Genomic DNA, 25,835 nt, shown 5'->3' with positions numbered 1-25,835 from the left:
AAGGGGCTGGGGGCCCCTTGCCTCCTGACGATTGGCGAAGGTATTCCCCTAGTGAAGAGGGGTTTGGGGAGAAGAAGACTTAACCCTTACAACGAAACCGGAATAAACCGATTGTTTAACTGACCCGGAGTCGTGCGTTCCACAACACCCAGATATAACCCATTAAACAGAATTGCCGTATCCGATCCCGTCTGCAACAATTGGATATTCCCTTGATTCAGCCCATCGGTTAATCCAATCAGGTCAAATCCATTACCGAACTCTCGAACTCGGTCAGCTTGGAAGACTGTAGTTACTGCACCACTGGTCGGTAAAACAAACACATCATTACCAGCACCGCCACTGAGCAAGTCTCTACCGGCTCCTCCTTCCAGGTAATCATTTCCGAAATCTCCATTCAGGTTATCATTACCGGTACTGCCACGCAGGGTGTCATTATCTTGACCACCAAAGAGGAAATCATTCCCGGCTGAACCCAAGAGGGAATCATTACCCTGGTTACCGTTAATGAAATCATTGCCAGGACTACCAATCACAATATCATTGCCTTGTAGGGCAGAAATACTGCGGATATTTAACGCACCCATATCGATAAAGTCATTACCGGGGGTTGCCCTTCCTGTTCCTGGTAAGGGAGAAGGCGCGGGACTCGGAGCCGGTGCAGGAGCCGGTGCAGGAGTGGGTGAGGGGAAGCCTGGGAAAGTTGGGAAACTGGGGAAGGCGGGGAAACTGGGGAAACCGGGAGAGGGAGAAGGTGCAGGAGTTGGAGAAGGAGTCAAACCAGGGCGATTGGTATCATTATCCAGAACAGTCACCGTTACCGGGTCAAGGGTTAAATCACCATAATCCGAATCGCCAGACTCAATGGAGAAGTTAATCGTACTGCTGTGGGTTCCTTCCACAATGCGATCGTCAAAGCCAGTAATAGTAACCGTTTGCACCTCATCGTAGTTCTCTGGCGTAAACGTCAGGACTTGAGGTGTTACCAAACTTTGTACATCCGGTTGAACGGTAATCACCACATTGGCACTCGGCCGACTTTGTAAAGAAGCGGTATATTGAATCGATGTGCCATCTTCACTGACTGTAGTTGAGCCACTCCTAGGATTAAAGTTCAAGCCAACTCGATCAATATCATTATTAATCACCGCCACATTTTGTACGGGGACATTATTAAACCGTTGATCCGTACTAACCGTAGGCGTACTCAAAATCGTATAGGCTTGATTGCCATCGACCACCCCATCGGGAACCCCTCGAACTGTTACCGTTTGACGAACATTAAAGTTTTGGGCATTAAAAACCAGAGAAGCATTTTCAGTAAAGGTTTGCCCATCCGTAGAAATTAATCCTTCTCCTGTGTCAGAGGTTCTAAAGTCAATCTGTACATTGGCCCGAGGCGCTTCACTACTAGAGAGCACCACTTCAAAAGTAGCTGTTGTTGCCTCTTCAGATGTCCTCAGACCCGTAACTGGAGTTACATTGACTCCAAAGGTGTCAATATCCAGGTTAAGAACATTAAATTCATTGGTTGCTGCTTGCCGTCCGTTATAGTTAGGATCAGCACTTTGAGCTGGCGCAACAGTTACCACATAGGGTTGGTTTCCATCGATGATTGCATCAGGAACCCCAAGAATTTGTACAGTTTGTAGTTGAGTGGCATTTTGTGAGGTAAATGTCAGACTGGCAGGAACTGCCCTCCCTTCTGTAGCATCGCTAATTGTAATCGGGACAACTACATCGCTGGTAGGAATACTGCCTAATCGGGCAGAGAGATTAAACCCTGTACCATCTTCACTGGTCGTTAGCTCTCCACTGGGAACTGTTAAAAAGATATCTGGTTGGTCGTTATCTAAGATATTGGCAGTGAGAGTACTGCGCTGATTTTGCTCTTGGGTGAGGGGGGTATCGTTCACCAGGATGGCGTTAGTGTTGTTAAACTGTCCATCTTGGCTAGTCACCGAGAGTTGCAATTCTCCCGTATGGTTCCCTTCTTGAATCAGGTCATCAACTGCCCCCACAGTTACGGTTTGAGGATTACTCCAGAGGTTACGAGGGTCAGTGGGACTAAAGGTTAGAGTAAAGGGGGTATTTCCTAAAGCATTGCCATTTGCACCAACCGTGAGTTGGGAATCTGGGGAGGAAACTACTTCCACTGTCGTATTCGGAGCCGGTTGTTGAGCCAATCGGATAGTGTAGGTATTAGTATCTCCATTTTCAGACACGAGTAAACCCCTTGTACCATCCGGTTGCTGGTTTTCCTCGACAAACACTCGGGTGTCGTTATCGGTAACATTGGCTGTCACTGAGGGAACGAAGATATTGTTATAGTTGGAATCTGCGCTAAAGGTTTGGAAACTAATGGTACTCTGGTGCGCTCCTTCTACATCCCCATCATTAACAGCAATCACTTGTACAGCTTGGGGACGATTCCAGTTTTGTGGCGTGAACGTGACTGTATTGGGGGAAATGGTAGATTCGTTATCAGGAGTAAGGAGAATCGTAACAGGAGCAGTGGGGGGGGTGGCTAGTTCTAGGCTAATAAAATCAGTTACTCCACCTTCTGCCAGGTCTACACTGCCTCCAAATTCAGTAACAATTACCCCTTCAAAGGAGAATTTCGTAACAAACGCATCGGGTTCATTCGCTACATTTAGAGTGCCAATTCGAGTTCTCGACCCAGGTACATTATTAGCAAAAAAGTCAATACTCCGTGCTGGACTGGGATCGCTCGTTTGATATCCAGGGGTTAAGACTTCAAATGTCCCAGGAGGCGGCAACTGGGGATTACGGTTATTATTGAGGTTACTCGAAACCGTCTGTCCAGTGGTATAAGCAGCACCTGCTGAATCTACTGCAATTCCATAGCCATAATCATCTCCATCTCCTCCATAAAATGAAGAGTAAATTACCCCAGAGGCATCCCGATTGAGTTTGGTTAAGAAAGCATCTGTTCGACCGCCAGCAAAATTTGCCTGTTCTGCATTTCTAATGGGGAAAGGATTCGCACTGTTTTCTCTGGACGTGGTTGTCCCCACAACATAAGCTTGTCCTGCCTCGTCTACACCAATACTCGACGCAGTTAGCGGTAAGAAAGCAACCCCTTCATTACCACTGCCGCCTAAGAATGTAGAGTAGGCTAAGGATGTGCCATCAGGGTTAAACTTAGTGACAAAGGAATCAAACTGCCCTCCTTGATAGTTAGATTGGAACGTGGGTTGGGCAAAGTTGCGAATTTGTCCCGACTGGAGATTCCGGCCCGTAGGGAAGTCAGGGGAGGGAGTAATACCTGTCAGATAGGCGGCACCTGCATCGTCAACCACAATACCACCGGCAACATCTCCACCACCCCCACCAAGGTAGGAGAAATAGACTTGTTGGGTGGCATTGGCGTTAATTTTAGAGACAAATACATCACTAGAGCCAACTAAGTTCGTTTGATAAGCTCCGGAGGTCGCTAAACCTGAAGATTGGGTGGTTCCCGAAATATAGGCATTACCTGTACTGTCAATATCAATGCCAATGCCTTCTTCAAATCCAGGACCCCCCACATAGGTAAAGTAAACTAACTGAGTCCCTGTCGCATTCACCTTAGCAATAAAGGCATCACTACCATTAGTGGCATTAGTATTTTGTTGGAACACTCCAGCGGTTCCCAGTCCAGTTGATGTGGTTTGTCCGGTAACATAGGCTGCTCCATTAGGATCTACAACAATGCTAGATCCTCGCTCAAAACCACTACCGCCGAGATAAGAAGCATAGTCAATCTGGGTTCCAGTAGGGTTGAGCTTGAGGATAAAAGCATCCTGGGAACCGCCAGCAAAGGCTTGGAAGGGTGTTGTAGTACGCCCTTGTTGTGATGGAAAGTCTGAAGATTCCGTTTCACCAACAATATAGGCATTCCCTGCCTGATCTACAGCAATATCATTTGCCCGGTCTTTGTCTGCTCCTCCGATATAGGTAGAGTACACTAAGCTGCCATCACTATTAATTTTGGAGATAAAGGCTTCTCGAACATCATTACCGGCACTCGGATCAGGTAGAGGGCGAGTGAAAGGGTCTAGTACGTCTTCAGGTGGCTTTCTAGGAAAGTTAACGGAGAAGGTTTCCCCGGTAACGTAAGCCGCTCCAAACTGGTCTACAGTAATAGCATAGCCCGCATCTTCCGCAGGTACAGGAGCCGTAACATTCGTAGCATTAGCAACATAGGTTCCATTCTGGAAGGTTACTGTAGCGATTTCTGTGTTGGTAATGGTACTAGGGGGATTGGGAGGAACCCCTGGAATAGTCTGGGTTGTGGTTCGGGTTTCTAACCGGAAATCATTGAAGGGTTGGACCTCTAGTGAAACGACTGAACTTCCGCCCAAGTAGTTGGAGTATTCCAGGATGGGGTCAAGGACTAATTCATGGTTGGAGTCATAGCTGCCGACTTCAAAGCCAACTTGATTATCGCCGAGAAGTTTGTAGGCAACATCGACATCAATTTGCTGACCGTCAATAATTTGATAGGCGATGGGGGATTTCTCAGTTAGTTCTCCGGTGTCGGTAATCAGAGCAAGGGAGCCATCTTCGCGAATTTCAATATCATTGACGTTCTCGTATTCAATTACAACCGTGTCAACGCTTACACTGGGGGCAACGTAGATATCCCGTTTAACTTGTCCGCTTTCACCAGAATATTTAACGTCAACGCCTGCATAGACTTCTTCATACCATACCCCCTCGAAAGTTGCGATGTTGGTGCGCCATTTGGAGGGGTCGTTACCAATAAAGAAGTTGGCAATACCAGGAAGTTGCTGCCATCCCCTAATCTCGGCATTGGGGTTGGAGCCAACAAAGTTAGCCCGAATGACATCATCACCGTTGGCGACAACGATTTCTTCTTGAGTAAAGAAAACTTCACCCACGTCTCCATCCCGGACATGGAAGGATACGGAGTCATCCACCTGTCCATCATTCTGGATGAAGCTCAGGGGCCGTTGACTGGTGAACTCTGCCCTAGCTTCGGGAGAAACAGGCGCGTTAAGCGCTTGTGAAGCTAGGAGTACGTCGTCTTGTGCTGTTTGTGGAATGTTTGATGGCAGTTGACTATTAATTCCCATGTTGTCCTCACCCCATACCTCTTATACAGAACCAACTATAGCAAAGCTTACCCATGGTTTTGATCTTTCTTGTCAATCCCGTGAGTTTGTTCCGATCATAGCTTGAGGATGGGGGGAATGGAAGGAGGAGGAAGTGGTGAGTAGGGGAATGGGTTAATGAGGGGATGGGGATGCAGGGATAGACTATTGCCCTAATTTTCAGTTTCTAACTTTTGATTTTAAATTGATCTAATGGATGGTAGAGGGTAGATAATCAAAGATTGATGGTTTAAGGGATAAATGCTTGTTGCGTTTGATTAAGTAAGTTTGAGTTGTTTTTTGGGTTGTTCTTGACTTTTGTTTTTCTTAAGATTTAGAATTAATGAAGAGGCTGAAGTGGTCTTATGGATTTGGATCGAGGGGATCATTAGTTACGGGACTTTCAGTAAGGGAATCGAAGTAAAATTTTGTTATTATCGAGATCGCAGCAGGCTGTACTATAGGTGACAAGAAATTAAAATAGCGGACTTTGACAGAATTTTTGTTAGGCTTTTATGACTTAAGAAACTATTCTCTTAGTATGAGTTTAACAAACTATAAAAACGGTAAATTTTCGACATATTTTTTATTGGAAGCGGATGTAATATTCTTGAAGATTGACGGTAGAGTAAAGGTCGAATCTTCTAAATCGAAGGAATCAAGCAAGGATTCACAAAGATTTACAAAGAAGTAACGTCATATGAATTTAAGGAGATTAGATTATGGTTCAAACTCCGATTAAACCGATCGCCACTACCCCATCCGAAACCAATAGCAGAGCGCCCCATCTACGTCCTCCCTACTACGGACTCGACGAACTCGGTTTTCGTAATATCCAACAGGTGTATCGAAATCTAGCAGTTCCCAAACTATTGGAACATGCCCTAGCCCGAAAAGAAGGGGTTTTGGCTGCCAATGGTGCATTCTGTGTAGAAACAGGCAAGTATACGGGGCGATCGCCCAATGACCGCTTTATCGTCGATGAACCCTTCATTCACGATGAAGTTCACTGGAACAAGGTCAACGTTGGTTTATCTCCCGAAAAATTTGACCTTCTCCACAGACGGGTTCTCGCTTACATTCAAGGCAAAGACCTCTACATCTTCGACGGTTATATTGGCTCAGATCCCAATTACCGGATGAGCGTGAGAATCATCAACGAACTAGCCTACCAAAATATGTTCGTGCATCAGATGTTCATCCGGCCCACCGCTCAAGAACTAGAAAGTCATCACGCCGACTTCACGATTATTGCTGTTCCTGGTTTACAAGGCGATCCAGGTATTGACGGTATTAATAGTGAAGCTTTTATCGTTGTTAGCTTCGCGAAAAAACTAATCCTTGTAGGGGGTTCGTTTTACTCTGGCGAAATGAAAAAATCGGCCTTCTCCTTCATGAACTACTACATGACCAAGCGCGATGTGCTGCCGATGCACTGTAGCGCCAACATGGATGATGAAGGAAACACTGCTCTGTTTTTTGGTCTTTCCGGAACGGGAAAAACCACCCTTTCAGCCGACACCAGCCGTCGCCTGATCGGAGATGATGAACATGGATGGTCTTCTGATGGCATTTTCAACTTCGAGGGAGGATGCTACGCCAAAACCATTCGCCTGTCACGAGAAAAAGAACCAGAAATTTGGAATGCCATCCGCTATGGTGCGCTCCTAGAAAATGTCATTCTTGATGAAGAAACTCGTGTCCCAGACTATGACGATGACCGCTTAACCCAAAATACTCGTGTCGCTTATCCTATTGACTATATTCCTAACTCGGAAATTCCGGGTATTGGCGGTCATCCTAATGCGGTTATCTTCTTGACTGCGGATGCGTTTGGAGTGCTACCTCCAATTTCTAAACTCACCACTGAGCAAGCGATTTATCACTTTATGTCTGGCTATACCAGCAAACTGGCAGGAACGGAACGCGGTGTAACTGAACCGGAAGCCACATTCTCTGCTTGTTTCGGTAAACCATTCCTACCTCTGTCAGCTACGGTTTATGGAGAAATGCTGGCCAAACGCCTTGAAGAACACAAGGACACTACCTCAGTTTATTTGATTAATACTGGATGGACAGGCGGCCCCTATGGTGTGGGTAACCGCTTTGATATTCAAGATACTCGCTATATGGTTTGGGCGGCGTTGAATGGAAATCTTAAAGAGGTAAACTTCTATCCTCACCCAATCTTCAAGATTTTGATTCCGGAGAGCGTTCCTAATGTCGATCCGAAGATTCTCAACCCGAAAAATACCTGGAGCGATCCAAAAGCTTACGATCGCCAAGCAACCCAGTTAGCCGAGAAGTTTATTGAGAACTTCAAACGCTTTAAGACTGCTGAACCCGAAATTATCGCAGCCGGGCCGAAGCTTGATTAGAATCTAGGATCTGATGGGATAGGGAGATGGGGAAGATTGCCTCTTGCCTATTCCCTATTCCCGAATCAATGCTTAAAACATTCTTGCCATAGCCCAGGTTCAGAAGAGGAAGTGCCAAAGTAGATCGCGGAATGTTGTTTTCCTATCGATTTCGATTACAGGAGTCATGTCAATATGACAGTGAAAGTTGGTATTAATGGATTTGGTCGTATTGGGCGGCTAGTATTTCGGGTGGCAGTTGCCCATCCAGAAATTGAAGTGTGTGGCATTAATGACCTGGTTCCTCCAGAAAGTATTGCCTACTTACTCAAATACGATTCCACCCATGGGCCATTTAAGGGAACAGTCGAAGCCAAAGAAGGGGCGATCGTGGTCAATGGGAAAGAGATCCCTTGTTATTCGGTCAGAAACCCGGCTGAACTGCCTTGGGGCGATATCGGTGTGCAGTTCGTGGTTGAAGCTACTGGATTATTTACCGATTATGAAAAAGCTTCTGCCCACCTGCAAGCAGGCGCGAAACGAGTGGTTATTTCTGCACCCACTAAGGAAAAAGACCCCGACAAAGTCCCCACCCTATTAGTTGGTGTAAATCATCAAACTTACGATCCCTCGAAACATACGGTCGTTTCTAACGCCAGTTGTACCACCAACTGTCTAGCTCCCGTTGCTAAAGTCATTAATGATAACTTTGGCTTGGCAGAGGGCCTAATGACTACCGTTCACGCTATGACTGCGACTCAACCCACCGTTGACGGTCCGAGTCGTAAAGATTTACGCGGCGGACGCAGTGCCACCCAAAATATTATCCCTGCTTCTACTGGAGCGGCTAAAGCGGTTACCCTGGTGTTACCCGAACTTAAAGGCAAGCTCACCGGGATGGCATTTCGGGTTCCGACTCCCGATGTTTCAGTCGTAGACTTAACCTTCAAGACCGAAAAAGCCACTAGCTACGCCGAAATCTGCGAAGCGATGAAGAAAGCTGCCGAAGGTGAAATGAAAGGCGTTTTGAAATACACAGACGATCCAGTCGTTTCGACGGACTTCACCTCCGATCCCCATTCAAGTATTTTTGATGCCGGTGCAGGTATTGAATTAAATGCTAACTTCTTTAAGATTGTTTCCTGGTATGACAATGAGTGGGGTTATTCTAACCGGATGGTAGATTTAATCTTATCCATGGCGGCGAAAGAATAATTCACGATTTTCCTTCTCTTTTCCTATTGATGCTGTATGGTATAGGGTGAGCGCGTCTCACCCTATTTTTTTCTGTCCTAACTCCACAGCATTAGGGCACCAAAAAGTCTCAACGCCAGAAAAGTGGGCCGGATCTTTTCCTGGAAAATTAATGACGATATCGACAGAACCCCCCAGATGGGAAAGAGAAAGTCCCTGAGTCACTACAGCCGGAGGTTATAATGAACTCTTCGCTATTGATATGGAGAGGAAACCAGGGTTATGAGCCAGAAACGGATAGGACTATTGTTTGGGGGATGTTCCGGGGAGCATGAAGTTTCCATTGTTTCGGCAAAGGCGATCGCCACAGCGCTGCAAACCGGAGAAAATGGCGATCGCTACCAAGTCATTCCTTTCTATATTCGTAAAGATGGTTACTGGTATGCCCAAGAAACCGCGACTCAAGTCCTAGACTCTGGTATGCCCTTATCCACGGATACCCCACCAGGAAGAAGTTTGTGGGAGTTTCCTTCCCAAGTGAGCGAAATTGACGTTTGGTTTCCCATTCTACACGGCCCGAACGGAGAAGATGGTTCAATTCAAGGCTTGCTGCAACTGATGCAAGTGCCCTATGTGGGTTCTGGCATCGTCGGATCGGCGGTGAGTATGGATAAAATTGCCATGAAAATGGTGTTTGCTCAAGCGGGTTTAGCCCAAGTTAAATATAAAGCCGTGACTCGCGCTCAAGTTTGGTCAAATCCTTGTGTCTTTCCGAAACTCTGCGATGAGATAGAAGCGGAAATTGGGTATCCCTGTTTTGTGAAACCGGCAAATTTGGGGTCTTCGGTGGGTATTGCCAAAGTGCGATCGCGCCAAGAACTCGAAAGCGCCTTAGATAACGCTGCCAGTTATGACCGCCGGATTATCATTGAAGCAGGAGTTACCGCTAGAGAAGTCGAATGTGCCGTACTGGGTAACGACTATCCTAAAGCCTCCGTTATTGGCGAAATCACCTTTGAGAGCGACTTCTACGACTACGAAACCAAATATACCGCCGGAAAAGCCGATTTGCTCATTCCCGCTGACTTACCCTCCGAAGTGAGCGATCGCATCCAAAATATGGCAATCCAAGCCTTCCAAGCCGTAGATGCCTCCGGATTATCTAGAGTAGACTTTTTCTATATCGAGTCTACCCAAGAAGTGTTAATCAACGAAATCAACACCCTACCTGGATTTACCTCCACCAGCATGTACCCCCAACTCTGGGCTAATACGGGCACTCCCTTCCCAGAATTGGTGCATCAGTTGATTGAATTTGCTCTAGAGCGGTAAATAGGGAATAGGCAATGAGGAATAGGCAATAGGACGTTATCCCTGTCTCTCCGCGTCTCTATATCCCCATATCTCCGATTCTCCGTGTCCCCCCATCTCCCTATCCCCCCATCTCCCTATCCCCCCATCCCATCAGATCTATTTGCGCAAAATTGGGTAAGATGAGTTTCGGACACGAAGCGAGTCGGTCTGGTCAACGTATAGTCAGGGAAGCTATTTATGGTTCATCCACGTAAATCCATTCATCGCTCTACTGGAAAGCAACGGTCAAACCGACTCCAGTTTATTCTGAAACCCCTTCAAAACCATACCCTATTGGTGTGGAGCATTTTAGCCGTGCTGGCGATCGGTATCGGTTATGAAGCTTTGAGTATTCTACTCAATCCTGGGGAGATCGAACCCGAAGAGGCGATCGCAGAAGTCACAGAAGAAGCAGAACCGATAGAAGAGATCGAGGAACCAGAGGTTAACTCTACTGTATCCTGGCTCTGGTTAGGAGCGATCGCCTTGGGATCGGGAGGTCTCTTTGTCCTCTGGAAAAGCCTGCAAAATCCCAACGCCCATAAACGAGCATCTCTCAACCGTCGCCAACGTCGCGGAACCCCACTCTTATTAGAAAAACCCCAACCCTTGCGAGTCCAAGTTTCTCAGCGCAAGCCCATCACTCCCTCCAGTCCAGACCAATTTACACCTCAAACAGCCCCTCTTGAGCCTCAAAACCCAGCAGAAGTTATCCCCTCCGCAGAACTCACTTCACCTCCAAATCAACCCCAAAAACCCGTTACCTTTGACGTAAATCCTACTGCCAAACCCTTCCAGCATTCCTCTTTACAAGTTCCCAACTTTCCCAAACTCACCCCAGACATTCCACAGGGATCGACTCCAAAAGTAGTTCGCAAGACTCCCCCCCAAGAGTATCCCGATCGAAATATCCGCAAATCCTCTTAAAAAATAGGGGATAGCTATAGCTAATGACTCATTACGGATTACCCATTACCTCGCATACCGCTATAGAAATTCTACAAATGTATTGTTTTGATCCACTAAAATCTTGATGGGAGACTTAATTGCATCCGTGACTTCAAAGGCTAACAAGGTAATCATATCTCCAGGATGAACCAAATGTGCAGCAGCACCATTGATGCAGATCGCACCGGAGTCCGGTTCTCCTTCAATCACATAGGTTTCTAAACGATTCCCATTGGTATTATCGACTACTAAAACCTTTTCTCCAGGCAACAAATCAGCCTTCTCCATCAGAGTGCGATCGATAGTAATACTGCCGATATAGTTAAGATTAGCTTCAGTCACTGTCGCCCGATGGATTTTGGACTTTAACATGATCCGCATAATAGTTAGATTCCGTTACTTTTTCTTAAGGTGAATGACTATACAAGTCCCTGGATCAAATGATAAACTGCCAGTGAACTAAGGTAAAAAACAGTTTACCCATTACCGATTACCAGCGCCTAGCGCTACGATGGACTATGAGCAAGGGCACGCTATTTGATAAAGTCTGGAACAACCACAAGGTTCGTACACTTCCTTCTGGACAAACTCAACTGTTTATTGGACTGCATCTCATCCATGAAGTTACCAGTCCTCAAGCGTTTGCCATGCTGCGGGAGAGAAATTTACAGGTACTATTTCCCGATCGCACCGTTGCCACGGTCGATCATATCGTGCCCACAGACAACCAGGCTCGACCCTTCGCAGATCCGTTGGCAGAAGAGATGATGCAAGCCTTAGAAACGAGTGTCCAAGAGCATGGGATTCGCTTCTATAATGTGGGTTCGGGTAACCAGGGTATTGTGCATGTGATCGCCCCCGAACAAGGGATGACGCAACCGGGCATGACGATCGCCTGTGGAGATAGCCATACCTCAACTCATGGAGCATTTGGGGCGATCTCCTTTGGGATTGGAACCAGCCAAGTGCGAGATGTGCTAGCCTCCCAAACCTTGGCTCTGGAGAAGCTCAAAGTGCGCCGCATTGAAGTCAATGGAAGCCTACGTCCGGGGGTTTATGCCAAAGATGCGATCCTTCACATTATCCGCAAATTGGGCGTGAAAGGGGGCGTAGGCTATGCCTATGAGTATGCCGGAACGACCCTAGAACAGATGTCGATGGAAGAGCGGATGACGATCTGCAATATGTCGATTGAAGGAGGGGCACGATGTGGGTATGTAAACCCCGATCGGGTGACGTTTGACTATCTGCAAGGACGGGAGTTTGCCCCCCAAGGAGAAAACTGGGATAAAGCGGTGCAATGGTGGCAAAGTATCCGATCGGATGCCGATGCTGAGTATGATGATGTGGTGGTGTTCAACGCTGAAGAGATTCCCCCTACGGTGACTTGGGGAATTACACCCGGTCAAGGTATTGGTGTGGATGAAGTGGTTCCGACTCCAGAAAGTCTACCCGATAGCGATCGTTTCTTAGCCCAAGAAGCGTATCAATATATGCAACTCGAACCCGGAAAGGAGATCGCCGGAACCCCCATCGATGTCTGCTTTATCGGTAGTTGTACCAATGGTCGCCTCACTGACCTGCGAGAAGCCGCTAAATTTGCCCAAGGTCATCAAGTCGCCTCTCAAGTCAAAGCCTTTGTGGTGCCTGGATCGGAAGTCGTCAAGCAACAAGCCGAAGCAGAAGGCTTAGATAAAATCTTTACCGAAGCCGGGTTTGAATGGCGCAACGCTGGATGTTCTATGTGTTTAGCCATGAACCCCGATAAACTACAAGGGGATCAAATGAGCGCCTCTTCCTCAAACCGCAACTTTAAAGGTCGTCAGGGGTCTTCGTCTGGTCGCACCTTACTGATGAGTCCCGCAATGGTTGTCGCTGCGGCAATCTCCGGCCAAGTCTCCGACGTGCGGAAGTTGCTGTAAATCAATTAACCTCTAAACCATTACCCAGAGGTCGGGAGGATTTAAAATGCCCCCGATCTTTTTAGTGTCTAAACCTTTACCATAAAAATAGAATGAATTCATAGGCGTTTTCGGTATTGATACAAGCCAATCTCAGTGGAGCTAATCTCAGTGGTGTTAACCTCAGTGGGGCTAACCTTTGGGGCACCAATCTTAGTGGAGCCGTCCTCAGTGGGGCTAACCTCAATGGAGTCTATCTTTGGGGTGCTAATCTCTGGAGAGCCAATTGCAGTGAAGCCAATTTGAGTGAAGCTAACCTCAGTGGAGCAATCATTAAATAGAGCTAAATTCAGTCGTGCTGACTTCACTGACGCAAGCTTGCCATCTGATCTGAGAGAGCGTATGGAAGAATAACTCTTTAGATATGCTTCTTAAACCAAGGGTTCTTGCTGAGTCGTGCAGTGAATTCCCCCGCCTCCGGCGGCAATATTATCGATGTTGAGCTGTACGATATCACGATCGCCAAACAACTCTTCCAACGTTTCCTTTGCATTGCGATCTGCTTGGCGATCGCCAAATTCAGGGATAATCACCGCACCATTGACCACGTAAAAGTTAATATATCCGGCCGCAAAGTCATCCCAATCATATCCCCCTCTAATTTTTGTTGGCGCTTCCAGAACAACAACTTCTAGCTCATTTCCATCCGCATCTGTTTCTGATTCGAGGATCTCTAAATGCCGTTCGGTTACCTCATGGTCGGGAGAGTCTGGGTTGGGGTCGTACCCAGCAATCACGACTCCAGGACGAGCAAAACGAGCGTAAAAATCCGTATGCCCATCCGTAATATCCGCCCCTCGAATACCGGGAAGCCATATAATTTTACGCAGTCCCAATAAAGCTTTTAATTCCATTTCGCAATCCTCTTTACTCCAGCCCGGATTGCGATTATCGTTAATAATACAACTTTCCGTCACAATGGCATTGCCCTGACCATCGACTTCGATGCCTCCGCCTTCAAACACCAGTTCTGTGTTGATGATGGGGACTCCGGCTTGTTCGGCAACAAATTCTGCAACTTGGGCATCACGATCGTGGTATTGTTTATTGCCCCAACCATTAAAATTAAAATCAATTCCTGCTTTTTGACCCTCTTCATCGAGGACAAAAACCGGGCCCGTATCTCTCATCCAGAGGTCGTCTAATTCAGTAACGATTAACTCCACATCCGAGCCACATTTAGCCAAAGCAATCTTATAATCTTCTTCTCGAACTAACATTTTCACCGGCTCGTATTGGGCGATCGCATTGGCAATTCTGGCTAGATCGTCCTGCACATAGCGAAAATCTTCCCGTCCCCAGATATCTGGGCTGGCACTAAACGCCATCCAAGTACATAAATGAGGTTCGCCTTCATCGGGCATGAAAAAAGAAGAATTGGAACTCATAGAAGGGGTAGGAGTAGGGGAAACTGGAGAACTGACTGCTGAACAACCGGTCATATTTTTTCCCACGGCAATAGAACCAGATAGGGTTGCCATGAGTTGGAGAAAGAAGCGTCTTTTGATCATTTTGTATGAAGCGATCGCCCAAAATGGCGATCGCCAATAGACATTTTTACCGACAGGAGGACAACGGTTACAACAGTTCAAAGGAATGAACTTCTAACACCGGCCCAATCATCGCCAGGGTCATGACATCCTCACGAATTGAGCCTTCAACCTTAACCTGAAGTCCAGATTGTTTGATTTCATCGGGAGCATCCTTGAGTTCATAGGTCGTCCCATCCGTGACTAAGGCCCAAGTTCCTGGGCCCATGGGTTTATGTTCAATCACCCCATTGACAGTTAAACTCATGCGGTTTTTCCTTCTCCAGTCATGGCTAAACGAGCAAGGGCAAAACACAACAGTGCGTTTACCCCTAGGAACAGTTGAGCCACCCAACCCGATCCGAGCCAAAGCATTGCCGGGTCAGTAATGGCGCTGATGGCGAGGAAACTGGCAAATCCTAAGCTTATCCCGATCGCCAGCCATTTTCCAGAGGGATGTCCCAACAGCCCAATCACCAAGATTAGGGGAATCAAAACACTAGCGAAAATAGGGTTAAGTAAGGGACTCCCGCTAATCACATTGCCCCATTCAGCGATCGAACTGCCCATCATCCGGAACGGCCATTGGGGAATATCAAAGAGATACAATCCTCTGAGGAAAAATACGCCCGTACTTCCAGCAACTAAACCCATGCTTAACGAACCACTCCAAGCAAAGGGGAAATAGTTCCGTAAGAGCCAAGCAAGGAGATAGGAACCGAGTACCATGGCAATTTTCGGCATTAAGGCGATCGCACCACCATCGATCCAGAAGCGAGGATTCAGATAGCCATTATCGCGCAGCCAACGGAAGAAGTCTTTGAATGTAATTTGACCTTTTACGGCTAGTTTAACCGCTGCACCTGCATCCAATTGACCTGCACCAAAATGATTGAGGGGGTCTTCTTCTACACTGCGAGAGGATTCTTTGAGGATTTTTAGCACATCTTCGGGGTCTTCTACACCTACCGACTTAATTAAAGCCGCAACTCCGGCCACATGGGGCGCAGCCATGCTAGTTCCTTGATAACCTTCAAAAACCGGTTTTCCAGTTTGGGGATCGATGGTATTTTGCACAATTTTACCCGCTTCCGAACCTCCGGGAGCCGACAGGTCTACCCCAGCCCCAAAGTTAGAATAGGGAGCTTTGACTCCAGAGGGATCGAGGGCAGAAACCCCGATCGCATGGGGATAGCGAGCCGGATAACTGGCGGCATTTTGATTAGAATTTCCGGCCGCTGCGACGACAACTACACCTTTGTCATAGGCATAATCGATCGCTTCTTTGAGCAAATTACTTTCACCTGCTCCCCCCAAACTGAGGTTAATCACATCCGCCTCATGATCGGCTGCAAACTTAATCGCTTCGGCAATATCAGCTACCGTCCCACCACCACTTGCACTTAATACTTTCAGGGGCATTAACTTGGCTTCATAGGCGATTCCAGCCACTCCATATCCATTATTCGTCGATTGGGCAATCGTTCCCGCTACATGGGTCCCATGACCGGCATCATCATTGGCTTCGATGCGATCGTTTACAAAGTCATAGCCCTGAGTAAATTTTGTCTCCTTGAGATCCGGCACTTTCGTAATTCCGGTATCAATCACGGCCACCGTTATCCCATGGCCTTTCGTATCATCCCAAGCGGATTCCATATTAATGCTTCGCAGATTCCACTGTTTAGCATAATCCGGATCGTTGGGGATTTCAGTCGCTTGATAAATATAATTGGGTTCAATACTTTCGGTATAGTCCTTAAGATCGCTCTGGTGCAGTTGCTCTAACAACAGGCGATCGCCCTCCAGCACATAAACATGATCCTGGAGAGAAAATTCACTATTGAGCCGAGGAACCGTACCATAGTCTTGAGTGAGGATTTGCACCCATTCCGGGATTTGGTTAGCTCGCTCTTCGCGAAAATCAAGGATAATAGATTGATAGTTTCCTTGAGTGGCCAATCCTTCAGCCTTGAATAGGGCAAACCCTAATGTAAAAATAAATAAGCAGAGGAGTAGAAATTTTTTCATGGCTGACACCATCAATAATTGGGTGGTACTTAACAGCTCCAGCAGTAGAAGTTAGGTGAGCGCTCTTACAACCATAACTTATCCCCTTGGGGATTTGGGCCCATCTTACCGGATCTTTAATGATTCTTTTCCTGTGGGGGTTTTGGCTGTCGCCAACATGAAAGCGAAGCTTTCCGGAGGAATCGCCCAAAAATCCTTTGAACTGAAACCAATGATAAACGAGAAAGATTATGGAACGAGGTTTACTCTGGTTACCTTTATTGACTGTATTTATTGGATTAACCTGGGCTGGGTGGCGAGAATATCAAAAATTACAAGTTTATGAAGACTGGGCTAAAGGATTTGAACGCTCTAAATATGATATTTATGCAGCCTTAGGGCAAAAAGGAGACCAATTAACTTGGGGTCAACCGACAGCCTCCGGGCTAATCAACTGCCAAACTTTAGTTCTGAATGACCTACAAGACCTTCAACTTTGGGTTGATGGTGAAGTCGCGTCTAGGGATGAACCCCCCCAAGGAAAAACTGTTTTTTTAGCCTTACAAGTTAAAGGGAACACCGAACCGGTGAAAATCCCCTTCACAGATGCACAATTGGCCAAGGAATGGGGGAATTATTTGAATCAGGAGTGGTTGCAGTCAAAACAGATTTAAGCGTTCTCTCAATCGAGGGGAAAAGCCCTTTATCCCAATGGCCCAGAAGTTTATAAACTATCTCTGAAGCCCTAAGTCCCTACTGCCTATTGCCGATTAAAGCAATGACCATTATTCAACCGATTTCTAAACAGGAATTAATCGAAAGACGCAAACAACTCCGCCAGAGACAACGGTTGAAGGTGCTGCAAACCCTTTGGCAAACGGTGGCGGTTGGGGCGATCGCCTATGGAGGAGGATGGTTACTGACTCAGCCCAATTGGGCGATCCGCGAGCCGGAACAAGTGGTGATTACGGGTAATGAATTAGTAACCACAGAAGCCTTACGAGAGATTTTACCCATTCAGTATCCCCAATTGGTCTTTCGACTCCAACCGGATAAAATTGCCCAGACCTTGAAAGCAAAAGGACCGGTCGCTCAAGCACGGGTGACTCGGCAGTTGTTTCCCCTCAGATTAACCATTGAAGTCAGTGAACGGTTTCCCGTGGCGATCGCCATCAAGTCTCGACAAAGCCAAACTGTAGGCTTAATTGATGAACAAGGAATCTGGATGCCGATGAAGAACTATACCGAGTTAACGTCCTTTCCTCTGCCTACCCTAAAAATTATCGGCCCGCTCGTCCATTATCAGTCCTACTGGGCCCAAGCTTATGCCGCGCTCAAGGAATCTCCCGTTCAAATTAGCGAGCTGAACTGGGAAGATCCGAAAAATCTCATCCTCACCACGGAATTAGGACAAGTGCATCTGGGAGTCTATACCCCCCAATTCTCTAAGCAATTGAAAGTTCTCGATCAAATGCGACAGCTCCCTCAGCAGCTCGATCCTCGGCAAATGAACTATATCGATCTGAGAAATCCAGACGCTCCCTCAATTCAGATGAAATCTTCATCAACTCCATTTAACCCTAAATTTTAGGTGAAGACTTAACGTTTTTTCTGGAGAATTCTGATAAACTTCTGGTAGCGATTCCCCATTTCCCTGGTCAGTTCATGAATGTGAGCGTCTGAACCAATGATGACAAGCTACGATCGCATGGTATGCTGAATGAGCCAGGACCCTGGCTTGAGGTTCAACGAAAGGGATAAAACCCCCATCAGCAGAATGTTATGGGTGAGGGATAGAGCGCTTGGGTGCAGTTTATGTCTACCTAAGTGGCGATGTGATTCCTTAACCCTCTTGATACTATACATTTATTGATATTTATTGTGTAAAGCAACTGCCCATGACACCTCCCAATCAGATGCTGGGGAATGTCCCCCTCAACTCTAATCGCGATAGTCAATCTAATGCTTCGACGGCAGTCGATTCAGGGAATCCGTTTAAGAATGCTGGAGTCTCGTCTTCTAATTTTAAAGGGCATCAACAGATGGTAAGTGATGAGGATCAACACCAAAATATTATCCCCAGTAGTGTGGCCAAAATAAAAGTGATTGGTGTCGGGGGTGGCGGCGGTAATGCGGTCAACCGCATGGTCATTAATGAAGTGTCAGGGGTTGAGTTTTGGTCAATTAATACGGATGCTCAAGCGTTGGTCAGTTCAGCCGCCCTGAATCGACTGCAAATTGGTCAAAAGTTAACCCGTGGATTGGGTGCAGGAGGAAATCCGGCGATCGGACAAAAGGCCGCGGAAGAATCCCGTGATGAACTGGCGACGGCTCTAGAAGGCTCGGATTTGGTGTTTATTACCTCTGGAATGGGAGGCGGTACGGGTACAGGTGCTTCGGCTGTGGTAGCAGAAGTAGCCAAGGAGGTCGGGGCACTAACCGTGGGTGTGGTGACTCGCCCTTTTATGTTTGAAGGTCGGCGACGGATGAGTCAAGCGGAGCAGGGGATTGAAGCCCTTAAGAGTCGGGTGGATACCTTGATTATTATCCCGAATGATAAGTTGTTGTCGGTGGTTTCGGAACAAATGCCGATGCAGGAAGCGTTTACGGTAGCCGATGATATTCTGCGTCAAGGGGTACAAGGAATTGCAGATATTATTACAGTTCCGGGGCTGGTGAATGTGGATTTTGCGGATGTCAGAGCGGTGATGGCGGATGCAGGATCGGCGCTGATGGGTATTGGTGGCGGCTCTGGGAAGTCGAGAGCGAGAGAGGCGGCAATCTCCGCTATCTCCTCTCCTTTACTCGAGTCTTCCATTGATGGCGCGAAAGGTGTGGTTCTTAATATTACGGGCGGTAGTGACCTAACCTTATTTGAGGTGAATGCGGCGGCTGAAGTGATTTACGAAGCAGTTGATCCCAATGCCAATATTATTTTTGGAGCGGTAATTGATGAGAGATTGCAAGGGGAAATCCGAATTACGGTGATTGCAACTGGCTTTACTGGAGAATCCCAGCCGTCTAACACGGTACAACAGCAGCGCCCCAATCCCAATGTCTATCAATCCTCGTTTACCTCTACTCCTGCCCCTGCTGCTGCTCCTCCTCCGGATTCCTCTCCTGTGAATCCCCAAGCTCAACCGAAAGGGTTAGATATTCCTGATTTCCTTCAACGTCGCCGTCCACCGAGAAACTAAAAGGGAAAGTTGATGAACTCTAACATCCCGGTTGTACTAACGATCGCCGGATCGGATAGTGGGGGAGGCGCAGGTATTCAGGCTGATTTACGCACTTTGGCGTTTCACTGTGTCCATGGTACGTCAGCTCTCACCTGTGTCACGGCCCAAAATACCTTAGCCGTTAACCGGGTGGATGCTTTGTCTCCAGAAGCAGTGCTGGCTCAACTGGAGGCAGTGGTTGGGGATATGGGGGTTCAGGCAGTGAAGACGGGGATGTTACTGAATGCTGAAATTATGCAGGCGGTTAGCGATCGCCTGCGATCGCTGGATCTGCATCCCCTCGTGGTCGATCCAGTCATGGTTTCCCGCAGTGGTGACCGGCTGATCGATCGTCAAGCTGTGGAAACTTTGCAACAGGAACTGATCCCCCAAGCGACTGTGGTCACTCCAAACCGCTATGAAGCCCAGTTGCTAACCGGTGTAGAAATCAGCTCTATAGAGAACATGAAGGAAGCAGCCGAAACCCTGAAGTGGCAGTCTGGAGTGCAGGCAGTTTTGATTAAAGGAGGTGGAATGACTGGAGAATTACGGGGGGTAGATGTGCTACTTGACGATCGGGAAATCACAGTGCTGGAAACCGAATGTATCGATACCTCTAATACCCATGGAACGGGATGTACCCTTTCGGCGGCGATCGCTGCTAATCTAGCCACAGGTCACTCAATCTCAGATGCTGTCCGTCAAGCGAAAAACTACGTTACCGAAGCCCTGAAATGGAGTTTAGATATCGGTCAGGGAACTGGCCCGGTGGGGCATTTCTTTCCTCTTTGCCTGAATTAATACAGCACCAAGCACTCTGGGTGGGGGAATGGGAAGAGTAAACAAAAAACTCAATCTAGCGAGTGAGCTATTTTGGCTATCTTTAAACACTTCTATTTTCTTGGGTTGGGTCGATTATGAATTTACCATCAGGAGGAAGTTTTCTATTAATAGGGTTGAAGAATCTCAGTTGTTCTGATTCTATCGAAACACTATGTCTCATGTAAGCAATGTTAAACCGATCCGGTGCGACATATTCTAGGCGAGTAAATCGTTTTTCAAACGAGGGTTTAGGGCTATCTGGGTCGAGAGAATCGTAAACTGCATAAAAATGAAAAAAGTTTCGATACCATTTGCCAAAAATATCCACAAGGCGGAAAAAAGGATTGTTAGACTCGGAGGTGATGCATTTGGGTTTAAGTTCAGATTCAATGAACTGACTACATTTCTCTAAAATAAGTTTTTTTTCGGCTTCTGGTACTTTTGGCTTAGGTAGCTTGGCAGGACTGTAAACCCATATTTTTTTTCTCTTTTTAGCCATAATCTTAACGTTTACCTCCGGTTGAGCAACAATTAAAGCGCTACACACACTTATATAGCAGAGAAAGGGAGAGTTAGGACATTTTCTATTGCGATTCGTGCCTGTTGCCTATTGCCTTAAACCATCATCTAACTGTCCTAACCAACTCCTTTGCTGCTATATAAGTGTGGAATACTCAATACCTTGTACAAAACATAGACTTTTGCCTATCTATTATCGCTAATCAAAAAACGCCTTTGGAGTAATGCCAAAGGCGTAACCATTTAATTCAATTTTTCCTTCCCAACACAGCAAATTGCTAGGTGAGTATGCCCTCTGTCTTACATCGGATGAAAAAGTAAGTCGGGGTAAAAACGGTTAAATTCGATTAAAATTCCAGCCGTGACTGTTAGCAATAACATAATCAAAACTGGAGCTGTGGACAGATACTTAAGTAAACCTTCCATGTGAAGACTCCAAAACAAAACACAGACTTAGAACTCGATTCTTAACGGGGTGAAACCGTAATTTCGTTATCGTTGGCGAACATTTCTCCGCTCATCATGTCTTTGGCTGCGACCAGAGGCCAAGCAAAGCCAGAGATCATGCATTTAATTGCTAGAGGAACATCGATAACCACTTCTTTCTCTTCAGAATTTTTCTCGCCACGGATAGCAATTAGGTAAGCACGACCTACCCAACCAATCCAACCGGCAATATAAAGAAAGAGTAAGCTGGGGATAATGAAGTCTCCAGCATGGTCAAGACGACCATCAACCACCAGGTGGGGAAGGCCATCGTCACCACAGAGGGCTTCAGAATAGCGCTCAAATCGTTTGGCCCCAGATTGGGGATCATCGGTGGTGGCTCTAGCTGCTTTAGCCCGTTGCAGAAAAGCGGGAGATTCACTACAGGGAACCAAGTTTGCTAAATCCGCAGAAGCGGGGGGAACAAAGCCCAGCCACAAACAACACATTAAAACCAGAACAAGCAATCGTCGCATGGAAGTGTTTCCTTTTGTTACGAAGTGCAAAAATTATGTTACAAAGAAACCAAAGGCTCTATGAAAGCCAATCATACTGGACTTGAGAGACTCAGTAAAGATTAAGCTTCAAAAAGTCTCTAAAATTGGCTATTCTGAACCCTAAATTCCTATGGAGGGTTCAAAATAGCTTTTTCCCTGAGAACAAGGTAGCAGGCAATGGCAACGATTCTAGCTATTGAAACAAGTTGTGACGAAACTTCTGTAGCAATTGTAAAAAATTGTAACGTTCTGAGTAATTTTGTCGCTTCACAGATGGCCGAGCATGGCCAGTATGGGGGAGTTGTGCCAGAAGTGGCCTCTCGCCGTCATCTAGAAACGGTGAATGAGGCGATCGCCGCAGCCCTAGAAGAGGCTGAATTGTCTTGGTCAGAAATTGATGCGATCGCCGCCACTTGTGCCCCAGGTTTAGTCGGAGCCTTATTAGTAGGCCTTACGGCAGCTAAAACCCTAGCCCTGCTGCACAACAAACCCTTTATTGGCGTTCACCACCTCGAAGGCCATATCTACGCCTCCTATCTCACCAACCCCGACTTAAAACCCCCTTTCCTCTGTCTGCTCGTTTCTGGAGGTCACACCAGCCTGATCCAGGTTCACGAATGCGGCCAGTATACGACCCTGGGAAGAACCCGCGATGATGCGGCTGGAGAAGCCTTTGATAAAGTCGCCCGTTTATTGGGACTCGGCTATCCTGGAGGCCCCATTATTGACCAATTGGCTAAAACAGGTAATCCGCAAGCTTTTTCCCTACCAGAAGGCAGAATTTCCTTACCCAAAGGAGGATATCATCCCTATGACTGTAGCTTCAGTGGGTTAAAAACGGCGGTGATGCGCCTGGTGAATCAACTCAAGGCTTCCGATCCTAATTTACCCATTGCTGACCTAGCGGCGAGTTTCCAAGAAACAGTCGCTAAAGCACTGACGAAACGGGCAGTTAAAGCTGCTCTTGACTATAATTTATCGACGATCGCCATTGGTGGAGGAGTGGCAGCAAACCGGGGATTACGCCAACTCCTCAAGAGTGCTGGAGAGGAGCATAATCTAGAGGTGCTATTTCCACCGATGAAATATTGTACTGATAATGCGGCAATGATTGCGTGTGCAGCGGCTGCCCATTGGGAAGTCGGCGATCGCTCTCCCTTAACTTTAGGAGTACAATCGCGGATGGACTTATCTAAACTCCAAATGCTCTATACCGCTACTCGGTAGGGAATGGGGAATAGTCCATCCTCCTCAACCTTAACTCGCTAGGCGATCGCCGACTTCCTCAGTCTGAATCAAGCGATCGATCTGCTCCGTTACCCGATCGGTCGCTTCCAGCATCGAAAAATGCCCACAATTGGCAATTTCCACCACATTGTCAGATCCGGAGCGAAACAATTGATGAAAACTGGCTAAATGTCTCACATAGCGAGGTTCCATCACCTTATCTTCAGCGCCCGCAATAAAATAAACGGGCTGTTGCAGATGAACCACCAACTGAGGTAAACGGTGAACTTGCTCCTCTGTAGTCGAATCTAATAAAGCACCTAATGCAGCTTCATATTGGGCACTGACAAAATCAACTAACCGTTGTTTTCCCCAAACTCTCGATAGGGGTTGGGACACCTGAGAGCGAGTAAAGAGCCAATCGAGCAAAGGCATATCCGCCAACCACCGAGGCCGCCTTTTTACCAACTGGGCCCCAGCAGAGCGGAATCGTTCAAACTCCTCTTTTAAGTAAATACCGCCCCCAGAATTGAGGCAAATCACCCCTTCAATGCGATCTCCCAACTGAGAAGCTGCCCATAGGCACACCGTACCCCCCAGGGAATGGCCCATCAGCCAAGCCTTCTCAATCTCCAATTGATCCAGAAGAATACCCAAATCCTTTGCATAATCGCTGGGAGTATATCCCAAAATCAGCTCACCCTCATGTATGGGTGAACGAGGTCTAGCATCCGATTCACCAAAGCCACGCAAATCATAGGCCAAACATTGATAGTGCGATCGCAGTTGATCAACCAAAGGCCACCAATAGGCCCGACTCAACAACCAGCCATGAACAAACACCAACGTTGGATTTGCCGGTTTAGGTGCAGTTAATTCATAAGTATGGGAAACGCCAAGGATATCGATTTTTGCCATACTCCTATCCTATCTTGAACCATGTCCTACTCCGATCCAATTGAAAATTTTAATGATGACCCATTAGCTATTCCCTATTCCCTATTAATTGAGATCGCCCAATAACCGCTGCTTCACACTTTCAGCAATCTTCTGACCCAGATATTCCGGAATCAAGCTTTCATTGGGCCCAAGCAAGTAGAGAATTAGGCGAGTGCGTCCCCTCCAAACCAAAAGATTGGCATTAACGACCAATAAATCCTCTTGCCAAATGGCATACATAACCTTATAAAACAATCCTGGCTGATTATCCGCTTCAATTAGTAAGGCAGGTAGATGGAACACCGGATCGACATAAAACTCCGTATCCACCTGTTCTAACCCCGCATCTAGGTTAAACTCGACGGCCAACATTTCCTCCACCTCAAAATGGCCCGCTAAGGCCTCCTGAATGGCTCGACAGACATTTTCCGCCGTTTTCTCCAGTAGTGCCTTTCCTCCTCTAGAGACCACCAACTTGATGAACACTAGCATCGGAGCATGAATTTGACCATAGAGACTGAGGCTATGAATCGTTAATCCATAGGCAGCCAGAACCCCAAAAATGTCACTCAACAGGAAGGACTGATTACGATAAGCAAAATGGAGAGCGCTTTTGGCGCTCTCAGAGCGTACTTCAATCACAGCTTTCTGGGTTTTGTAGAGTTGATAGGCCAGCTTCAGGTTTTGGAGTTGGATGTCAGAACTGACAAACTGTTCATAGAATTGGGGGAACGCCCGGTTAAAGCGTTTGAGCAGTTCTAAGGTAGAGGATTTTAAACCCTGAGCCATAATAGAAGGAAAAGATTATGGGAGATATACTAAGCTAATATTGTTTATTTAACTTTGACTACTTCAATCACACCTGCATGGGTTTTTGGAAAAGCTTGTTTAGCAGCTCGGATACTCCGATAACAACCAGTCCAGCGAAAGCACTGGAAGATTTTGCTACGCTGGATATTAAGAGCGATTCGGGCAAAATCTCCCGTATTGTATTTAGCACGAATCGGAACATCGACCTATATGAACTCGAAGAGCTATGTGATGCGGTGGGCTGGTCTCGCCGTCCTTTGCGGAAAGTCAAAAAAGCGATCGAACACAGCTTTCTGGTCATTTCGATGTGGGACTTACGAGGCAACCATCGTCGCTTGATTGGCTTTGCTAGGGCAACCTCGGATCATGCCTTTAATGCGACTCTCTGGGATGTCGTCGTTCATCCAACCTTCCAAGGTAAAGGTCTAGGCAAAGCCCTGATGAAACATACGATTAAGAAACTCCGCAGTGAAGATATTAGTAACATTACCTTGTTTGCCGATCCTCATGTGGTTGAATTTTACCGCAGCCTGGGTTTTCTCCAAGATCCAGAAGGCATTAAGGGGATGTTTTGGTATCCAAACTAAGAAGGGGAGACCATAGGCACTATAGCAATAGGCAATGCAAGAACACTAGGTTTTCAACTTAGGCTCAATGAATGCAGTCTGGAAAATAGATCTTCCAATTGCATTGACTCTAGCCAAACCTCACTTTTATGGGTTATAATACAATCAGGTTTATCCGGGATGTAGCGCAGCTTGGTAGCGCGCCTGCTTTGGGAGCAGGATGTCGCAGGTTCAAATCCTGTCATCCCGATTTATAGAATAGCCTTTGGTTTCCAGTAT

Annotated in this window: 23 protein-coding genes and 1 tRNA gene; 14 read left to right on the top strand and 10 right to left on the bottom strand. The window is 46.8% G+C overall.

Features of this window, described 5'->3' with window-relative positions:
* Positions 1-86: 86 nt before the first annotated feature.
* Complete coding sequence (locus AC3A14_RS08930) at positions 87-5,102, bottom strand: DUF7948 domain-containing protein (RefSeq protein ID WP_318732731.1); 5,016 nt, start codon at positions 5,100-5,102, stop codon at positions 87-89.
* Positions 5,103-5,842: 740 nt separating this feature from the next.
* Here AC3A14_RS08930 and pckA point away from each other — a divergent pair.
* The 4 genes from pckA to AC3A14_RS08910 all read left to right on the top strand — a co-directional run bounded on the left by pckA (position 5,843) and on the right by AC3A14_RS08910 (position 10,951).
* Positions 5,843-7,498 (top strand): phosphoenolpyruvate carboxykinase (ATP), encoded by a 1,656-nt coding sequence (gene pckA / locus AC3A14_RS08925; RefSeq protein WP_318732730.1) that lies wholly within the window; start codon positions 5,843-5,845, stop codon positions 7,496-7,498.
* 174 nt (positions 7,499-7,672) lie between these two features.
* Positions 7,673-8,692: a type I glyceraldehyde-3-phosphate dehydrogenase gene (gap, locus tag AC3A14_RS08920; protein WP_271936537.1), complete on the top strand. Its 1,020-nt coding sequence runs from the start codon at positions 7,673-7,675 to the stop codon at positions 8,690-8,692.
* Between the two features lie 261 nt (positions 8,693-8,953).
* Complete coding sequence (locus AC3A14_RS08915; RefSeq protein WP_318732729.1) at positions 8,954-10,003, top strand: D-alanine--D-alanine ligase family protein; 1,050 nt, start codon at positions 8,954-8,956, stop codon at positions 10,001-10,003.
* Between the two features lie 219 nt (positions 10,004-10,222).
* The gene (locus tag AC3A14_RS08910; protein ID WP_318732728.1) at positions 10,223-10,951 is read left to right on the top strand and encodes a hypothetical protein; all 729 of its coding nucleotides are present in this window, start codon (positions 10,223-10,225) and stop codon (positions 10,949-10,951) included.
* Between the two features lie 60 nt (positions 10,952-11,011).
* On the opposite strand, the gene panD is transcribed toward AC3A14_RS08910, so the two are convergent.
* Complete coding sequence (panD, locus tag AC3A14_RS08905; protein WP_413038645.1) at positions 11,012-11,356, bottom strand: aspartate 1-decarboxylase; 345 nt, start codon at positions 11,354-11,356, stop codon at positions 11,012-11,014.
* A gap of 134 nt (positions 11,357-11,490) precedes the next feature.
* Here panD and leuC point away from each other — a divergent pair, with 134 nt between their 5' ends.
* Both leuC and AC3A14_RS08895 read left to right on the top strand, forming a co-directional pair.
* On the top strand, positions 11,491-12,894 hold the full coding sequence (leuC, locus tag AC3A14_RS08900) for a 3-isopropylmalate dehydratase large subunit (RefSeq protein ID WP_318732727.1): 1,404 nt from the start codon (positions 11,491-11,493) through the stop codon (positions 12,892-12,894).
* Positions 12,895-13,010: 116 nt separating this feature from the next.
* Positions 13,011-13,214, top strand: a complete 204-nt coding sequence (locus AC3A14_RS08895) for a pentapeptide repeat-containing protein (RefSeq protein WP_318732726.1) — start codon at positions 13,011-13,013, stop codon at positions 13,212-13,214.
* Positions 13,215-13,304: 90 nt separating this feature from the next.
* Here the strand turns inward: AC3A14_RS08895 and AC3A14_RS08890 are convergent, their stop codons facing one another.
* Complete coding sequence (locus tag AC3A14_RS08890; RefSeq protein WP_413039149.1) at positions 13,305-14,375, bottom strand: agmatine deiminase family protein; 1,071 nt, start codon at positions 14,373-14,375, stop codon at positions 13,305-13,307.
* On the opposite strand from AC3A14_RS08890, the gene AC3A14_RS08885 reads away from it, so the two are divergent.
* Positions 14,296-14,484, top strand: a complete 189-nt coding sequence (locus AC3A14_RS08885; RefSeq protein WP_318732724.1) for a hypothetical protein — start codon at positions 14,296-14,298, stop codon at positions 14,482-14,484. The genes AC3A14_RS08890 and AC3A14_RS08885 overlap by 80 nt on opposite strands.
* 27 nt (positions 14,485-14,511) lie before the next feature.
* Here AC3A14_RS08885 and AC3A14_RS08880 read toward each other — a convergent pair whose 3' ends face one another.
* Both AC3A14_RS08880 and AC3A14_RS08875 read right to left on the bottom strand, forming a co-directional pair.
* Positions 14,512-14,730 carry a hypothetical protein gene (locus tag AC3A14_RS08880; RefSeq protein WP_271936510.1) on the bottom strand — a complete coding sequence of 73 codons (219 nt, stop codon included), beginning with the start codon at positions 14,728-14,730 and terminating at the stop codon, positions 14,512-14,514.
* Positions 14,727-16,493 (bottom strand): S8 family peptidase, encoded by a 1,767-nt coding sequence (locus AC3A14_RS08875; RefSeq protein WP_318732723.1) that lies wholly within the window; start codon positions 16,491-16,493, stop codon positions 14,727-14,729. Before AC3A14_RS08875 ends, AC3A14_RS08880 begins: the two co-directional genes overlap by 4 nt.
* Before the next feature lie 230 nt (positions 16,494-16,723).
* Here AC3A14_RS08875 and AC3A14_RS08870 point away from each other — a divergent pair, with 230 nt between their 5' ends.
* From AC3A14_RS08870 to thiD, 4 genes are all read left to right on the top strand, one after another.
* Positions 16,724-17,146: a hypothetical protein gene (locus AC3A14_RS08870; protein WP_318732722.1), complete on the top strand. Its 423-nt coding sequence runs from the start codon at positions 16,724-16,726 to the stop codon at positions 17,144-17,146.
* A 104-nt stretch (positions 17,147-17,250) separates the two neighbouring features.
* Complete coding sequence (locus AC3A14_RS08865; protein ID WP_318732721.1) at positions 17,251-18,063, top strand: cell division protein FtsQ/DivIB; 813 nt, start codon at positions 17,251-17,253, stop codon at positions 18,061-18,063.
* A 307-nt stretch (positions 18,064-18,370) separates the two neighbouring features.
* Positions 18,371-19,669, top strand: a complete 1,299-nt coding sequence (gene ftsZ / locus AC3A14_RS08860) for a cell division protein FtsZ (protein ID WP_271936503.1) — start codon at positions 18,371-18,373, stop codon at positions 19,667-19,669.
* Positions 19,670-19,681: 12 nt separating this feature from the next.
* Positions 19,682-20,491, top strand: coding sequence for a bifunctional hydroxymethylpyrimidine kinase/phosphomethylpyrimidine kinase (gene thiD / locus AC3A14_RS08855; protein ID WP_318732720.1), 810 nt, complete (start codon positions 19,682-19,684; stop codon positions 20,489-20,491).
* A gap of 82 nt (positions 20,492-20,573) precedes the next feature.
* Here thiD and AC3A14_RS08850 read toward each other — a convergent pair whose 3' ends face one another.
* The 3 genes from AC3A14_RS08850 to AC3A14_RS08840 form a co-directional block, all read right to left on the bottom strand.
* Complete coding sequence (locus tag AC3A14_RS08850; RefSeq protein ID WP_318732719.1) at positions 20,574-21,011, bottom strand: DUF3024 domain-containing protein; 438 nt, start codon at positions 21,009-21,011, stop codon at positions 20,574-20,576.
* A gap of 320 nt (positions 21,012-21,331) precedes the next feature.
* The gene (gene psaJ, locus AC3A14_RS08845) at positions 21,332-21,457 is read right to left on the bottom strand and encodes a photosystem I reaction center subunit IX (RefSeq protein WP_271936499.1); all 126 of its coding nucleotides are present in this window, start codon (positions 21,455-21,457) and stop codon (positions 21,332-21,334) included.
* Between the two features lie 41 nt (positions 21,458-21,498).
* Positions 21,499-21,993 (bottom strand): Photosystem I reaction center subunit III, encoded by a 495-nt coding sequence (locus AC3A14_RS08840; RefSeq protein ID WP_318698410.1) that lies wholly within the window; start codon positions 21,991-21,993, stop codon positions 21,499-21,501.
* 198 nt (positions 21,994-22,191) lie between these two features.
* Here AC3A14_RS08840 and tsaD point away from each other — a divergent pair, with 198 nt between their 5' ends.
* Positions 22,192-23,241 carry a tRNA (adenosine(37)-N6)-threonylcarbamoyltransferase complex transferase subunit TsaD gene (gene tsaD / locus AC3A14_RS08835; RefSeq protein ID WP_318732718.1) on the top strand — a complete coding sequence of 350 codons (1,050 nt, stop codon included), beginning with the start codon at positions 22,192-22,194 and terminating at the stop codon, positions 23,239-23,241.
* Positions 23,242-23,271: 30 nt separating this feature from the next.
* Here the strand turns inward: tsaD and AC3A14_RS08830 are convergent, their stop codons facing one another.
* Positions 23,272-24,159 carry an alpha/beta fold hydrolase gene (locus AC3A14_RS08830; RefSeq protein ID WP_318732717.1) on the bottom strand — a complete coding sequence of 296 codons (888 nt, stop codon included), beginning with the start codon at positions 24,157-24,159 and terminating at the stop codon, positions 23,272-23,274.
* Positions 24,160-24,243: 84 nt separating this feature from the next.
* Complete coding sequence (locus tag AC3A14_RS08825; RefSeq protein WP_318698407.1) at positions 24,244-24,969, bottom strand: ACT domain-containing protein; 726 nt, start codon at positions 24,967-24,969, stop codon at positions 24,244-24,246.
* Positions 24,970-25,046: 77 nt separating this feature from the next.
* On the opposite strand from AC3A14_RS08825, the gene AC3A14_RS08820 reads away from it, so the two are divergent.
* Positions 25,047-25,577 carry a GNAT family N-acetyltransferase gene (locus tag AC3A14_RS08820; protein WP_318698406.1) on the top strand — a complete coding sequence of 177 codons (531 nt, stop codon included), beginning with the start codon at positions 25,047-25,049 and terminating at the stop codon, positions 25,575-25,577.
* A gap of 155 nt (positions 25,578-25,732) precedes the next feature.
* Positions 25,733-25,806 (top strand) — tRNA-Pro (locus tag AC3A14_RS08815).
* The last annotated feature ends 29 nt before the right edge of the window (positions 25,807-25,835 follow it).

It is taken from the genome of Roseofilum sp. (genome assembly GCF_982964205.1).
This window is presented reverse-complemented; position numbering and strand designations above follow the sequence as displayed.